Here is a 13,308-nt window from a genome sequence, read left to right as displayed (position 1 = left end):
CCGCCCCGACGTCGACCAGCGCCGCCCCGACGTCGACCAGCGCCGCCCCGACGTCGACCAGCGCCGCCCCGACGTCGACCAGCGCCGCCCCGACGCCGACCAGCACCGCCCCGACCGTGGTGGAGGCCGGTTCCTGCGGCGCCTCCTACTACTCCGAGGGGCAGCTCACGGCAAGCGGGGAGGTCTTTGACCCGTCGGCGATGACCGCCGCCCACAAGACCCTGCCGTTTGACACGATGGTGCGGGTCACCAACCCGGTTACCAGCACGTCGGTGACCGTGCGGATCAACGACCGGGGTCCGTTCATCACGGGGCGCTGCATCGACCTGTCCCAGGCGGCCTTCGCCGTGATCGCCCCGCTGAGCGCGGGGCACGTCGAGGTTCGGTACGAGGTGTTGGGCTGAGCCAGCCGCCAGCCGCCAGCCGCCAGCCGCCAGCCGCGAACGGCTTCCCAGGGTGACCCGCACAGCCAGAACCGCCTCAGATGTCAGGTCAGGTTCATTCAACGACCACTGTCCATCAGGCATGCTGTCCCTCGTACGCACACAGCTTTCCCAGCTGGGCCGCGGCCCACTGGGCCCCGGATCCCGCGCCGGCCTCGGCGCGGCCCTTGCCCTGCTCGTAATCGTCTCGGCGCTGGAGAGCGCCGACGGCCGCGGGGCCAACTACATTGCTCTGCTGATCGCTGCCCCGTTCCTGGCCGCCGCCCTGGCCTCCTGGCAGGTGGTGCTGGGCGTGGGAGTCGGGGCCGTCTGCCTTGGCGTCGGCTTCGCGCTGGCCGAGGGGGTCGGTTCACTGGCGGCCGCGGTCGCGGTGGCTGGCATCGCCCTGGGCGCCGCGTTGGCGGCCACCATGGCGTCGATACGGCAGCGGCAGACCGAGCGGATCGAGGAGTTGTCGAGGCTCGCCACGGTGGCTCAGCAGGCGGTACTCCGTCCGCTCGGTCCGCAGGTCGGCTCCCTGGCCATCGCCGCCCAATACATCTCCTCCACCGCCACCGCGGAGATCGGCGGTGACCTGTACGAGGCCCTGGACACGCCGTACGGCGTACGCATGATCATGGGTGATGTTCGGGGTAAGGGCCTGGACGCGGTCCGGTTGGCCAGCATCGTGTTGGGCTCCTACCGGCATGTGGCATACGAGCGGGCCGACCTGCGGGCGGTCGTTGCGGACCTGGACCGGGCGGTGGCCCGGAGCGGAGGTGACGAGGACTTCGTGACCGCGGTTCTGGTCGAGGAGCGGGGTGGCACCCTGACCATCGTGAACTGCGGACATCCGGCGCCGCTGTTGTTGCGCCGGGGTGCGGTGATCGCGTTGGAGCCGCCCGCGCCGGCTCCGCCGCTGGGGTTCATGCCGGCGGTGCGGGCCCGGGTGGAGCGGTTGGAGCCGGGCGACCGGCTGCTGTTGTTTACCGACGGGCTCGGCGAGGCTCGGCGGGACGGCGAGTTTTTCCCGACCGCCGACCGGGCTTGGCGGTTGCTCGGGCACGGCACCGTCGCCGACGGGCTGGCGTCCCTGGAGGCGGCGCTGGTCGAGTGGGTGTATGACCGGCTCGACGACGACATCGCGCTGGTCCTGATGGAGTACACCGGTACCCGGTCCGGGGGTTCGGTGGCCGTGCCGAGTTGGGAGGTTGGCACGGCGGAGGGGTGAAGGGCTTGTCGTTGCCTACCCGTGAGTAATACAGTCAGGGTTACTGATCGGTAACACGCGTCCGGAAGCGGGGCCAGCGACCATGACCCACTACAAGAGCAACCTTCGGGACCTTGAGTTCAACCTGTTCGAGGTGTTCGGGGCGGACCGGGCGTTCAGCCAGGCTCCCTACACAGAGCTGGATGTCGACACCGCCCGTAGCTTCCTCGCCGAGGTCGACCGCCTGACCCGGGAAGACCTGGCAGCCAGCTACACGGACAGCGACCGCAACCCGCCGGTCTTCGATCCGGCGACGCACACCGCGCCGCTGCCAGAGTCGTTCAAGAAGTCGTACCGCCGGTTTATTGACGCCGAGTTCTGGCGGCTGGACCTGCCCGAGGCGCTCGGCGGTAGCAATGCACCCCGCGCCCTCTGGTGGTCGCTGGCCGAGCTGGTGTTGGGCTCCAATGCCGCGGTCTGGATGTACGCCTCCGGCCCTTCGTTCGCGCACGTCCTGCACGTCGAGGGCACCGAGCAGCAGCGGAAGTGGGCCAAGCTCTTCATCGACCAGGGCTGGGGCTCCACGATGGTGCTGACCGAGGCGGACGCCGGCTCGGATGTCGGCGCCGGCCGCGCCCGCGCCATCCCGCAGCCGGACGGCTCGTGGCACATCGAGGGCGTCAAGCGCTTCATCACCTCCGGGGAGCACGACCTCAGCGACAACATTGTCCACTATGTGCTGGCCCGACCGGTCGGGGTCGAGGGCGTGGGCGGCCCGGGCACCAAGGGTCTCTCCCTCTTTGTGGTGCCGAAGTACCACTTCAACGAGGAGACCGGCGAGCTGGGCGAGCGCAACGGCGTCTTCGCCACCAACGTCGAGCACAAGATGGGTCTGAAGGTCTCGAACACCTGCGAGCTGACCTTCGGCGAGCACGGCGTGCCGGCTCAGGGCTGGCTGCTGGGTGAGAAGCACGATGGCATCCGGCAGATGTTCATGATCATCGAGTACGCCCGGATGATGGTCGGTACGAAGGCGATCGCCACCCTCTCCACCGGCTACCTGAACGCACTCGAGTACGCCAAGAGCCGGGTGCAGGGCGCCGACCTGACCCAGATGACCGACAAGAGCGCTCCCCGGGTCACGATCACCCACCACCCGGACGTACGCCGTTCGCTGCTGCTGCAGAAGTCGTACGCCGAGGGGCTGCGGGCCCTGGTCTGCTACACCGCGACCTGGCAGGACAAGGTCGCCATCGCCGAGGCGGCCGGCGACGAGAAGACCGTCAAGCTGGCCAAGCGGGTCAACGACCTGCTGCTGCCGCTGGTCAAGGGGGTCGGCTCGGAGCGGGCGTACGAGCTGCTCGGCCACGAGTCCCTGCAGACCTTCGGTGGCTCCGGCTTCCTCCAGGACTACCCGCTGGAGCAGTACATCCGGGACGCCAAGATCGACACCCTGTACGAGGGCACCACGGCGATCCAGAGCCTCGACCTGATCTTCCGCAAGGTCGTCCGGGACAACGGCAAGGCCCTGATGGCGGTCGCCGGCGAGATTCAGGAGTTCATCGCCGCCGAGGGCGGCAACGGTCAGCTCAAGGAAGAGCGGCAGGCGCTCGGCCGTGCTCTCGGCGAGATTCAGAGCATCCTCGGCACGCTGACCGGCTGGCTGGGGGAGGCGCAGGGTGGCGAGACCCGGGCGCTCTACAAGGTCGGCCTGGGCAGCCGCCGGTTCCTGCTCGCCATCGGTGACCTGGTGGTGGGCTGGCTACTCCAGCGGCAGGCCGACGTGGCGCTGACCGCGCTCGCCGGTGACGCCGGCACCGACCGGGACTTCTACACCGGCAAGGTGGCCGCGGCCCGGTTCTTCGCCCGCGAGGTGCTGCCCCGCATCGGTGCCGATCGGCGCATCATCGAGAACGTCGACCTGAGCGTCATGGACCTCCCGGAGGAGGCGTTCTGACCCGTTTCGAAGGGCAGGGCTGATCCGGGGGCAGACCCGGCAGAATCGACGGCCGGCGGGGTGACCCGCCGGCCGTCGCGCTGGTTGTCGCTGCTCACGCCGAACATCAACCGGCCTCCGGGCGGGTTACCGGCCCGGGCAGGGGTAGCACCCGGCGGCGGCGGGTAACCGGCATCAGGTCAGGCAGAGAACGCCCAGAAGCCATCGCACGGGGGAGTGCAGCGCACATGGGCATTGGTAGCGGTATTTTCCTGATCGCCCTCGGGGCGATCCTCACCTTCGCGGTCCGGGCCAACGTCTGGTGGGTTGACCTGCGTGCGGTCGGCTGGGTCTTCATCCTGGCCGGGCTGGCAGTCCTCCTCACCACGGTGTGGTTCTGGCAGGACCGGCGCAAGCGGGCGCGGACGCTGATCGTGGAGGAGAACCGGCTGTCGCATCCGACCGCGATGATGCCACCGCCGCCGGACCCACCGCCGCCGACAGCGCCGCCGTCCTGAGCGGCGAGGTGAGCCGTCGCGACCTGGCGGCGGCTAACCCGGCGGGTTCAACCTAGCGAGCTCAAACCGACGGGCGCCTCAACGCACGGCCCCGCCCAGCGGCTCGGCCCGGCGGCTCAGCCGCGGGCGGTGTGCTCAGCGGTGATGACGGTGTCCCGGCGGCCGAGGTCGGCCCACTCCGCCGTCGTGCGGTGCACGACGGCCTGGCTGGTCCGTTGCGGGTCCCGGTCCGCCTGCTCGGAGTCGAGCAGTATCGACAGCTGCGACACGCCGGGGTTGTGGGCGATCAGCAACACCGTCCGGGCGGTCGGTTCGACCCGGCGCACCAGGGCCAGCAGATCCGCCGGATGCGCCTCGTACGCGTCGTCGGCGTAGTGCACCTCGGGCGCCGGGCCCGCGGAGCCGCCCTCCGGTGGCGCTCCGGTCATTCCCATCGCCACGCCGTGCCAGGTTTCCCGGGTGCGGCGGGCCGAGGAGCAGATCACCACGTCTGGGAGAAGCCCGTGGTGGGCCAGCCAGGCGCCGGCCGCCGCCGCGTCCGCTCGTCCCCGCGCCGTCAGCGGCCGGTCCACGTCCGGCTGGTCGCCGGGGGGTTCTGCCTTCGCGTGCCGGAGCAACACCAGTGTGCGGTTTTGGGCGTGCGCGTCCGTCATGCCCCCAGCTTGCCTGATCGGCGATCCGGCCGCCCGGGTACGTCGATGCTGTGTCGGCGGTGTTCTGCTGTTGAACAGTGCACCGAACTCCTCGATGTGAATCGGCCGAACGCTGCTCGCCTCACACTCGGAAGGTTCTGCGATAGGCGCCTGGCGTGGTGCCGACGACCTCCTGGAATTGCGCACGAAAGTTGCTCGTGGTGGTGAATCCGGTTTGGTTTGCTACGCGGTCGATTGTGTAGTCGGTGGTTTCCAGGAGCTCCTGGGCGTGGCGAATCCGGACACCGGCTACCCATTGCATCGGGCTCTGTCTGGTCTCGACGGCGAATCGCCTGGTCAGGGTGCGTGTGCTCATGTTCGCGGCGGCGGCGAGGTCGGCGAGCGTGAGGGCCCGATGCGCGTTGGCCTCGATCCAGGCGAGGACGGGTTCGAGGGCCGAGGTGCGCAGGGGCTGGCGGTTCCGCAGGATGTACTGCGCCTGTCCGCCGCCTCGATGCAGTGGGGCCACGGCCAGGCGTGCCGCGTCCGCGGCCACCGCCGCGCCGTAGTCGGTGTGAATCACATGCAGGCACAGGTCCAGTCCGGACGCGGCACCGGCAGAGGTGAGAATGCTGCCGTTGTCGATGTAGAGCACATCCGGGTCCACCTGGATCGACGGGTGTTTGCGCGCAAGTTGTTCCGCGGCGAGCCAGTGGGTCGTGGCCCTCAGATTGTCGAGTAGTCCCGCCTCTGCCAGCGTGAATGCTCCGACGCAGATGGAGGCGACGCGAGTGCCCTTGGCCGCGGCCGCACGCAGGGCTGTGAGCACCGAGGGCGGGGAGGGCCGCAAGGGGTCGTTACGGCCGGGCACCAAGACCAGGTCGGCGCGATCGAGCGCATCCAGCTGCTCGCTGACTGCCAGCCGCACCGGCCCGGCGTCAACGACATCATCGGGCCCTGCGACGAGGACCCGGTACCCCGGCCGGCCGTCCGGCAGGCGGACACGTCCGAACGTCTCAACCGGGGTGGCCAGATCAAAGGCAATCACATCCGGCAGAGCGAGCACGACGACCATATACATACCTGCATGATAGGCCTTTCTGACCCTGGCGGGATTAAGGCGTCACATGGCTTAGTAGCCACTGTCGGGAGGTGCGCGGCTGCCCAACCATGGAGTGCACCTACACGTGAGGGGACTACCGATGCCTACGCTTCGCGCCCAGTTCGTGCTCTTCGACGGCTTCGATCTGCTCGATGTCATCGCTCCACTCGAGGTGCTTTCCGCGGGCAGCGCCGCCCTCGGAGGCGTACTCGAATGTGTGCTGGTGAGCGAGTCGGGACGGGACAGCATCCCGTCGGGAGCCGCCGGCCTCTCCCTCCCCGCCAGCGCCGCGTTGGAGCCGGAGGTGCCCGGCTACGTCATCGTTCCGGGTGCGTCCGGGCCCGTCGACGGCAATCCGGAGGCAGGCGAGCTGACCGTTCCCGCGCTGCTCGGCCGGTTCGCCGGAAGTCCGGTGATGGCACTCGTCGCCCGGGCTCTCGCCGCGCCGCGGGTCACCGTCGTCGCCGTCTGCGGCGGCGGGCTCGCGCTCGCCATGGCGGGCCTGCTGGAGGGGAGAACAGCCACCACCCACCACCTCGGCATCGATCGATTGGAATCCATCGGCGTGAACGCGGTCCGGGCGCGGGTCGTTGACGACGGTGATCTCGTCACCGGCGGCGGTGTCCTGTCCGGTGTCGACGTAGCTCTCTACCTGCTCGAACGTGATTTCGGCTGCGCTGCTGCCCGTGCCGTCGAGGATCTCTTCGAGTTTGAGCGCCGCGGTACCACCTGGAAAGCGCCTGCCGGAGGCCTGTTCCGCACACCTGTCAGCGGGCAGCGGGTGCGGGCATGAGCGCCCTCCTGCTGTCGGTCCACGTCCTGGCCGCGATCCTCACCATCGGCCCAGTCGCTGTCACCGCAAGCATGTTTCCGCGCTTCGCGCGACTCGCACTCGACAGGTCAACCGATCCCCACCGCGATGCCGTCGTACGCGTCCTACATCGGATCACCCGTAACTACGCCGTGATTGGCGTACTCGTTCCCGTGTGCGGGCTCGCTACCGGCGCCAGTATCGGTGTCCTCGGTGACGCGTGGCTGATTGTGTCCATTGTTCTCACCGCCGGTGCCGGCGCGATGCTCATCGGCGTCGTCCTGCCCGGCCAGCGTCGCACTCTGCGCTGCCTTGATGTGGGTGCGGAACCCGCGGACCTCGCCCGGGTCGTCCCTCGCCTGGGCATGCACGCCGGAATTTTCAACCTGCTCTGGGCGATCGTGGTGGTTCTGATGATCTATCGGCCGGGATCGACGACGGGGGTCGGACTATGAGCCCCCCGTCACCTGCTGCGGTCATCGGCCCAGTCGAACTGGCCACCCTCGCGCCGATGCTCCTGTTCACCCCGTAAGGGGTCACCACGCCATGAAATACCAGAAACCAACATAGTCGAACCCGCTCCGATTGCTTGGTGACAGCGATCTGGCGACGCGCTGCTAGGCGAAGAGGGCGAAGTAGATCGCGATGTGGTGACAGATCGCGGCGACCAGGGTGCAGGCGTGAAAGAACTCGTGGTGCCCGAAGACGGTGGGCCACGGGTTGGGTCGGCGCAGGGCGTAGCTGACCGCGCCGATGCTGTAGATCGCGCCGCCGACGATCAGCAGGACCAGGGCGGTCACCCCGCCCGCATGGAGGATGTCCGGCAGCATCGCCACCGCGACCCAGCCGAGCGCCAGGTAGAGCGGCGCGGAGACCCAGCGCGGGGCGTGCGGCCAGATGAGCTTGAGCGCCACGCCCCCGAGCGCGCCGCCCCACACCAGTGCGAGCATGATCGTCGCCGGTCGGGGCTCCAGCAGCAGGACGCAGAACGGCGTGTATGTACCAGCGATGAAGACAAAGATCATCGAGTGGTCCATCCGCCGCATGACCTGGAAGCCTCGCTCTGACCACACCCGCCGGTGGTAGAGCCCGCTGGTGCCGAAGAGCCCGCAGACGGTCAGGCTGTAGATCAGGGTGCTGACCAGTGGCGACCAGCCGGACCGGGCAGCGGCGATGGAACAGAGGACGATCCCGCAGACGACGGCGACGAAGAACGCGTACGCGTGCAGCCAGCCGCGCATCCGAGGTTTGCCGAGGTCGGTCGGCTTGAGGCGGGTTGGTGCGGAGGTGGTCACGCCAACAGGTTACGACGCCGTAGGTTACCTGGTGGTAGTGCCGATGGTCACGTTAACCGGGGCCGCTCCGGAACCTGGCTCGTTTCGGAACTCGGCCTGGTCCGGAAAGATAGCGGGATGCGGATCCGGCCGGTCGGAGCACACGCCCTGCTGCTCGACTGTTCCGACGCCGACCAGGTGGAGGCGTGGCGAGCCGAGCTGTGGCGACGCCGGGAAGAGGGGCATCTGGACGCCGTCGAGATCATCCCGGCGGCCCGCACCGTGCTGCTCGACGGCCTCGCCGACCCGGCCCACACCGCCGCACTCCTCGGCACCTGGAACCCGCCCCCCGGCACGGCTGGCACCGGCACCGCCGCCACGAGCACCAGCACCGTCGGCGCCGGCACTGCTGGCACGAGCACCGGCAGGGGAAGCGCCGGCGCTGTCGAGGTTCCGGTGCGCTACGACGGGGCGGACCTGCCGATGGTCGCCGGCTACTGGGAGGTCGCCGTGCCGACCGTCGTACGCCGGCTCATCGGCACCGAGTTCCGGGTGGCCTTCTGCGGTTTCGCGCCCGGCTTCGCGTACCTGACCGGGTTGCCCGCCGGGCTGGCCGTGCCCCGGCTGCCGACCCCGCGCCCCCGGGTCCCGGCCGGCTCCGTCGCGCTGGCCGGTCCGTACGCCGGGATCTATCCGACCGCCTCGCCCGGCGGCTGGCTGCTCGTCGGCCACACCGACCTGCCCCTGTTCGACGTGCACACCGACCCGCCGGCCCGGCTCACGCCCGGCACCCGGGTGCGGCTGGTCCCGGCATGACCGGCACCCAGCCCGTCGGGCCGAAGTCGCCCAACGTGCCCGGCAGCGGCGATGTGGTCGAGGTGCTGCGGGCCGGCATTCTCACCACCGTGCAGGATCTCGGCCGGCCCGGCTGGGCGCACCTCGGCGTACCGCGCTCCGGTGCCCTCGACCCGGGCGCGCTCCGGCTGGCCAACCGGCTGGTCGGCAACCCGGAGAGCACCGCCGGTCTGGAGATCACCCTGACCGGGTGCGAGCTGCGGTTTCACCGCGCCACCACCGTCGCGATCACGGGGGCGGACGCTCCCGTCCAGGTCGGTGCGCGTCCCGGCGACGTGGGGCGGCCGCTCGCGGTCCCGGCGGGCGCGGCGGTACGGGTCGGTCCGTCCCGCACCGGGCTGCGGTCCTGGCTCGCCGTCGCCGGCGGGATCGCCGTCGAACCGGTGCTCGGCAGCCGGGCCACGGACACCCTCTCCGGGCTCGGCCCACCCCCGCTGCACGACGGCGACCGGCTCCCCGTCGGTGCCCCGGCCGGGCCGCCCGCCCCGGTGGATGCCACCGCGACCGTGCCGGCCCCGGACGAGGTACGGCTGGCGCTGCGCCTCGGTCCACGCGCCGACTGGTTCACCCCACCCGCACTCGACCTGCTGTTTAGTACGGCCTACACCCTGACCCCGGTCAGCAACCGCGTCGGCGCTCGCCTCTCCGGGGCGCCGCTGCCCCGCGCGGTGTCGGGGGAGCTGCCCAGCGAGGGCCTCGTACTCGGTGCGGTGCAGGTGCCGGCGGACGGCCAACCCCTGGTCTTCCTCGCCGACCATCCGACCACCGGTGGGTATCCGGTTGTCGGGGTGGTGGTTGACGTGACCCCGCTCGCACAGGCCCGGCCAGGGACTACGGTGAGGTTCTATGGACCTCAACGCGGATCTCGGTGAGGGCCTCGGCGTCTGGCGGCTCGGCGACGATGCCGCCCTGCTGGACCTGGTCACCTCCGCCAACGTCGCCTGCGGCTTCCACGCGGGCGACGCCGTCACCATGCGCCGGGTCTGCGCCGGGGCCGCCGAGCGTGGAGTCATGGTGGGCGCCCAGGTCAGCTACCGGGACCTGGTCGGCTTCGGCCGCCGGCACATCGCGTACGAGTTCGCCGAGCTGCGCGACGAGGTCATCTACCAGCTCGGCGCGCTCGACGGGTTCTGCCGGGTCGCCGGGACGCGGGTCCGCTACCTGAAGCCGCACGGCGCGCTCTACCATGCCGTCACCCACGACGAGTCCCAGGCGGCGGCGGTGGTCGCCGGGGTCGCCGAGTACGACGACCAGCTCTCCCTGCTCTGCCCGTCCGGCTCGGTGCTCGCCCAGCTCGCGAACGGAGCTGGGCTGCGGGCGGTCAGCGAGGGCTTCGCCGACCGGGGCTATCAGCCCAATGGTCGGCTGGTGCCCCGGGGCGCCCCGGACGCGCTGGTCACCGACGCTGAGCAGATGGCCCAGCAGGCCCTCCGGATGGCCACCGAGCAGGCGGTGGTGGCGGTCGACGGCACGGTGATTCCCTGCCCGGTCGAGTCGATCTGCCTACACGGCGACACCCCCGGTGCGGTGCGCTGCGCCGAGCTGATCCGCGCCGTGTTGGTCGACGCGGGGGTCCCGCTCGCCCCGTTCACGGCAAGTGCGGGGCGGGCGTAGCCGCGTCGCACTTCCCGTGACGTTCCAGGCGCGGGACCTGTGCCGGTTCCGGCGCGGGACCCCATGCCAGTTCCGGCGCGGGGCCCCGCGCCGGCTCAGGCGTCCATGCCGCGTAGCACCAGCGGGAGGCGGTCGGTGGCGTCGTCGACCACCCAGATCGGCACGCCCCAGTCCTGTCGGGTCAGGTGGCACGCGGCGTGCGCCACGTCGGCGTCGCAGGTCGCCGCCTGGGCGGTCACCTGGAGCACCCCCTCGGGGACCGAATCGTTGATCACCAGCTGGCGGGACAGCTCGGTGCCGGTGCCCGCGCCGGCCAGCAGCAGCTCCGGCGGGGACGCCGTGACCACCAGCCGGGTGGACGGTCCGTAGCTGTCGTCGAGCTTCTGCCCGGGTGCCGGGGTGAAGATGACCTCCAGCGTCACCTCGCCGGCGCGTAGTTCGGTCGGCCTCCGCTCGGTGCGGTGCCGGGGGCCGTTGACCGTGCTGGCCCCGGCGGCGGTGAGCGCGCCCGGCGCGAGCCGGGTCAGCCGGTGGGCGGCGGACTCCACGACCAGCACCCCGCCGTCCGGGGTGAGCAGCAGGTCGCTCGGCTCGGCGAGCCCGTCGGCGACCGTGCCCACCGAGTCCGACTCCGGGTCGTAGCGGCGGACCGCGCCGTTGTAGGTGTCGGCGATCAGCACCGATCCGTCCGGCAGCGCGCAGACCCCCAGCGGATGCTGGAGTAGCGCCTGCGCGGCCGGCCCGTCAACGTGCCCGAACTCGAAGAGCCCCTGCCCGACCGCGGTGGTCAGGGTGCCGTTCTCGACGTAGCGGACCGCGCTGGTTTCGCTGTCGGCCACCCAGAGCCGGCTGCCGTCGGCGGAGACCGACAGGCCGGAGGGCTGGGCCAGCCACGCCTCGGCCAGCGGGCCGTCCTTGCGGGCCTCGACGGTGCTGCCCGCGTACATGCCGGCGGTGCGCTTCACCGGGTCGAACCACCAGAGCTGGTGGATGCCGGCCATGGCGATCACCAGGCGGCCGTCAAACCAGGCCAGGTCCCAGGGGGAGGAGAGGTCGACCGAGAGGGCGTCGTGGGCGTGGTCATCAACGGTGGAACGCCACTGTCGGCCGGTGCCGGCGACGGTGACCACCTCGCCGGTGCCGAGGTGTACGCCGCGCAGCAGGTGGTTGACGGTGTCCGCGACAACCAGGTCGTAGCCGACCAGCCGGGAGACGTGAGCCGGGAGGAGGCAGAGCCCCTGCGGCTCGGCGAAGGTGGCCGCCGTGGCCGGCCCGTCGGCCCGACCGCGCGCGCCGGTGCCGATCCGGCGCAGCAGCGTCTCGCCATCGGGGGCCAGTTCCGCGAGGGAGTGCCGGGCCGAGTCCGACACCAGCAGGTTCCCGTTTTCGAGTACGACCGACTTGCCGGGGAAGCGCAGCGTGGTCTCCGGCTCGGCGGGGGGCACGTACGGACCGTCGCCCCGGTGCAGGGTGCCTTTGGCTTCGTGGGTGGCGATCAGGTCGTCCACGAGCCGGACCAGGCCCTCGGCATGTCCCTCACCGGCCATCGTGGCCACCACGTACCCCTCGGGGTCGATCACGGCCAGGGTCGGCCAGGCCCGGGCGGCGTACTGCTGCCACATGTCCAGTTCGGGGTCGTCGAGCACCGCGTGGTGCACGCCGTACCGCTCGACGGCGTCGGCCAGGGCGTCCGGGTCCTTCTCGTGTTCGAACTTGGGCGAGTGGACGCCGATGACCACGAGTACGTCGGCGTACTTCTGCTCGATGGCGCGTAGCTCGTCGAGCACGTGCAGGCAGTTGATGCAGCAGAAGGTCCAGAAGTCGAGGACCGTTATTCGGCCCCGAAGGTCGGCCAGGGTCAGGTCTCGTCCGCCGGTGTTCAGCCAGCGACGGCCCTTCAGCTCGGGTGCTCGGACGCGAGGCGCGGTAGCCATGGGGCAACCCTCCCACGGCGGCGACGCAGGTGGGCCCGTGGATGAGCCAACGTGACGCGGAAAACGACGCGGGCGTTTCTAGGGGTTGCGTTGGTCGGGGGCCTCGGGCGATGTGGCTTCCTGGATGTCGGCCAGCAGCCTGATGGGTTCCGTGATGTCTTCGCTGGTGACCGGCACCGTCACCTCCGCCTCCTGGATCAGCTGGGCGAGGGCGTGATCGGCTCGGTGCGGCTGTCTCCCGCCGATCGCGCGTGGCGTTCATGATCTTCTGCGCAGCGGCTTGTAGCTCGGCCTCGGAGTTAGCCGCCGGCTTAACGGTTACGGTGCACCAGCGGGGGGCCTGGGTCAGCGCTGCGCGCATGCCGGAAGTCAGCTCATCCTTCCAGTAGACGATGAGGCCACCGTCGCTGTAGGCCACACCGGCGAAGCCGGACTGCGGGGTGGTCAGCTGCTCCGCCATGATGACGCGGTGGGCAGGCTTTGTATGAACCGCATAGCGCTCCTTGGGCTAGAAACTGAAATCCCCGGTTGGTGAGGTCGAATCGCGATGCTCAGCAGCCCGATCGTCGGAATGGTCCCCAGGCGACGAATCGGTCGAATAGTTCGCGGGGGTTTGGTCCGTCGTGGGGGTTGAGGTGGTAGAGGTCGTGCATGGCTTCGTAGCACAGTCCGGCGAGGTAGATGGTGAGGCTTGGTTGTCGGGTTTCGTATTCGGCTTTGAGGAGGAGGCGGGCTTCGGCGCAGGGCCAGGGGTGGCCGCAGGCGCGGCAGGTCCAGATGGGTCGTAGGGGTGTGTGGGGTGGTCGGTTTCCTGCTTGGTGGCGGGGGTGTTGGGGGTGGGGGCCGAGTCGTGGTTGGGGTAGGTGGTGGGGGTTCACCAGCGGCCTCCGTTGGCTCGCCGTTGTTGGGCGGGGGTGAGCCAGCCGACGCGTCCGGGTTGGGGGTCGGCGAGGGTGGGTTGAGTCATCCAGGCAGGTAGGTTGACCGGCAGGTTCGCTGG

The 13,308-nt window shown here is 70.4% G+C and carries 14 protein-coding genes; 9 read left to right on the top strand and 5 right to left on the bottom strand.

The window, feature by feature from the left end; translation table 11 throughout:
• The 4 genes from K228_RS26025 to K228_RS0122555 all read left to right on the top strand — a co-directional run.
• Positions 1-404 (top strand): septal ring lytic transglycosylase RlpA family protein (locus tag K228_RS26025; RefSeq protein WP_033777280.1); only part of this gene is annotated, 404 nt, incomplete at its 5' end.
• 121 nt (positions 405-525) lie between these two features.
• Positions 526-1,653 carry a PP2C family protein-serine/threonine phosphatase gene (locus tag K228_RS0122565; RefSeq protein ID WP_025620452.1) on the top strand — a complete coding sequence of 376 codons (1,128 nt, stop codon included), beginning with the start codon at positions 526-528 and terminating at the stop codon, positions 1,651-1,653.
• An 82-nt stretch (positions 1,654-1,735) separates the two neighbouring features.
• Positions 1,736-3,589 (top strand): acyl-CoA dehydrogenase, encoded by a 1,854-nt coding sequence (locus K228_RS0122560; RefSeq protein WP_025620451.1) that lies wholly within the window; start codon positions 1,736-1,738, stop codon positions 3,587-3,589.
• Positions 3,590-3,816: 227 nt separating this feature from the next.
• A complete protein-coding gene (locus K228_RS0122555) occupies positions 3,817-4,086 on the top strand; it encodes a DUF6458 family protein (RefSeq protein WP_018217865.1) in 270 nt (89 codons plus the stop codon).
• A 116-nt stretch (positions 4,087-4,202) separates the two neighbouring features.
• Here K228_RS0122555 and K228_RS0122550 read toward each other — a convergent pair whose 3' ends face one another.
• Together K228_RS0122550 and K228_RS0122545 are read right to left on the bottom strand one after the other, a co-directional pair.
• Complete coding sequence (locus K228_RS0122550; RefSeq protein ID WP_025620450.1) at positions 4,203-4,739, bottom strand: SixA phosphatase family protein; 537 nt, start codon at positions 4,737-4,739, stop codon at positions 4,203-4,205.
• Between the two features lie 121 nt (positions 4,740-4,860).
• Positions 4,861-5,799, bottom strand: coding sequence for a GlxA family transcriptional regulator (locus tag K228_RS0122545; protein WP_025620449.1), 939 nt, complete (start codon positions 5,797-5,799; stop codon positions 4,861-4,863).
• 121 nt (positions 5,800-5,920) lie between these two features.
• Here K228_RS0122545 and K228_RS0122540 point away from each other — a divergent pair, with 121 nt between their 5' ends.
• Positions 5,921-6,613 carry a DJ-1/PfpI family protein gene (locus tag K228_RS0122540; protein WP_029723897.1) on the top strand — a complete coding sequence of 231 codons (693 nt, stop codon included), beginning with the start codon at positions 5,921-5,923 and terminating at the stop codon, positions 6,611-6,613.
• Positions 6,610-7,086, top strand: coding sequence for a DUF2269 family protein (locus K228_RS0122535; RefSeq protein WP_025620447.1), 477 nt, complete (start codon positions 6,610-6,612; stop codon positions 7,084-7,086). Before K228_RS0122540 ends, K228_RS0122535 begins: the two co-directional genes overlap by 4 nt.
• 162 nt (positions 7,087-7,248) lie before the next feature.
• On the opposite strand, the gene trhA is transcribed toward K228_RS0122535, so the two are convergent.
• The gene (gene trhA, locus K228_RS0122525) at positions 7,249-7,926 is read right to left on the bottom strand and encodes a PAQR family membrane homeostasis protein TrhA (protein WP_025620446.1); all 678 of its coding nucleotides are present in this window, start codon (positions 7,924-7,926) and stop codon (positions 7,249-7,251) included.
• A 117-nt stretch (positions 7,927-8,043) separates the two neighbouring features.
• Here trhA and K228_RS0122520 point away from each other — a divergent pair, with 117 nt between their 5' ends.
• From K228_RS0122520 to K228_RS0122510, 3 genes are read left to right on the top strand one after another with little or no spacing between them, the layout of a single operon-like run.
• Positions 8,044-8,721: a 5-oxoprolinase subunit B family protein gene (locus tag K228_RS0122520; RefSeq protein ID WP_025620445.1), complete on the top strand. Its 678-nt coding sequence runs from the start codon at positions 8,044-8,046 to the stop codon at positions 8,719-8,721.
• Positions 8,718-9,632 carry a 5-oxoprolinase subunit C family protein gene (locus K228_RS0122515; RefSeq protein WP_025620444.1) on the top strand — a complete coding sequence of 305 codons (915 nt, stop codon included), beginning with the start codon at positions 8,718-8,720 and terminating at the stop codon, positions 9,630-9,632. Before K228_RS0122520 ends, K228_RS0122515 begins: the two co-directional genes overlap by 4 nt.
• Positions 9,607-10,374 carry a LamB/YcsF family protein gene (locus tag K228_RS0122510; protein ID WP_025620443.1) on the top strand — a complete coding sequence of 256 codons (768 nt, stop codon included), beginning with the start codon at positions 9,607-9,609 and terminating at the stop codon, positions 10,372-10,374. The genes K228_RS0122515 and K228_RS0122510 overlap by 26 nt, the downstream gene beginning before the upstream one ends.
• A 95-nt stretch (positions 10,375-10,469) precedes the next feature.
• Here K228_RS0122510 and K228_RS0122505 read toward each other — a convergent pair whose 3' ends face one another.
• A complete protein-coding gene (locus K228_RS0122505; protein ID WP_025620442.1) occupies positions 10,470-12,308 on the bottom strand; it encodes an NHL domain-containing thioredoxin family protein in 1,839 nt (612 codons plus the stop codon).
• A 551-nt stretch (positions 12,309-12,859) separates the two neighbouring features.
• Positions 12,860-13,186 carry a hypothetical protein gene (locus K228_RS29770; protein ID WP_025620441.1) on the bottom strand — a complete coding sequence of 109 codons (327 nt, stop codon included), beginning with the start codon at positions 13,184-13,186 and terminating at the stop codon, positions 12,860-12,862.
• Positions 13,187-13,308 lie beyond the last annotated feature (122 nt).

Source organism: Salinispora cortesiana (assembly GCF_000484695.1).
GTDB classification, from domain to species: domain Bacteria; phylum Actinomycetota; class Actinomycetes; order Mycobacteriales; family Micromonosporaceae; genus Micromonospora; species Micromonospora cortesiana.
This window is presented reverse-complemented; position numbering and strand designations above follow the sequence as displayed.

Excerpts from the sequence above, each read along its gene's own strand:
- K228_RS0122540 (WP_029723897.1), top strand. The coding sequence starts at position 5,921 with ATGCCTACGCTTCGCGCCCAGTTCGTGCTCTTCGACGGCTTCGATCTG.
- K228_RS0122560 (WP_025620451.1), top strand. The coding sequence starts at position 1,736 with ATGACCCACTACAAGAGCAACCTTCGGGACCTTGAGTTCAACCTGTTC.
- K228_RS0122545 (WP_025620449.1), bottom strand. The coding sequence starts at position 5,799 with ATGTATATGGTCGTCGTGCTCGCTCTGCCGGATGTGATTGCCTTTGAT.
- K228_RS0122565 (WP_025620452.1), top strand. The coding sequence starts at position 526 with ATGCTGTCCCTCGTACGCACACAGCTTTCCCAGCTGGGCCGCGGCCCA.
- K228_RS0122550 (WP_025620450.1), bottom strand. The coding sequence starts at position 4,739 with ATGACGGACGCGCACGCCCAAAACCGCACACTGGTGTTGCTCCGGCAC.
- K228_RS0122510 (WP_025620443.1), top strand. The coding sequence starts at position 9,607 with ATGGACCTCAACGCGGATCTCGGTGAGGGCCTCGGCGTCTGGCGGCTC.
- K228_RS0122515 (WP_025620444.1), top strand. The coding sequence starts at position 8,718 with ATGACCGGCACCCAGCCCGTCGGGCCGAAGTCGCCCAACGTGCCCGGC.
- K228_RS0122555 (WP_018217865.1), top strand. The coding sequence starts at position 3,817 with ATGGGCATTGGTAGCGGTATTTTCCTGATCGCCCTCGGGGCGATCCTC.
- K228_RS0122535 (WP_025620447.1), top strand. The coding sequence starts at position 6,610 with ATGAGCGCCCTCCTGCTGTCGGTCCACGTCCTGGCCGCGATCCTCACC.
- K228_RS0122520 (WP_025620445.1), top strand. The coding sequence starts at position 8,044 with ATGCGGATCCGGCCGGTCGGAGCACACGCCCTGCTGCTCGACTGTTCC.
- K228_RS0122505 (WP_025620442.1), bottom strand. The coding sequence starts at position 12,308 with ATGGCTACCGCGCCTCGCGTCCGAGCACCCGAGCTGAAGGGCCGTCGC.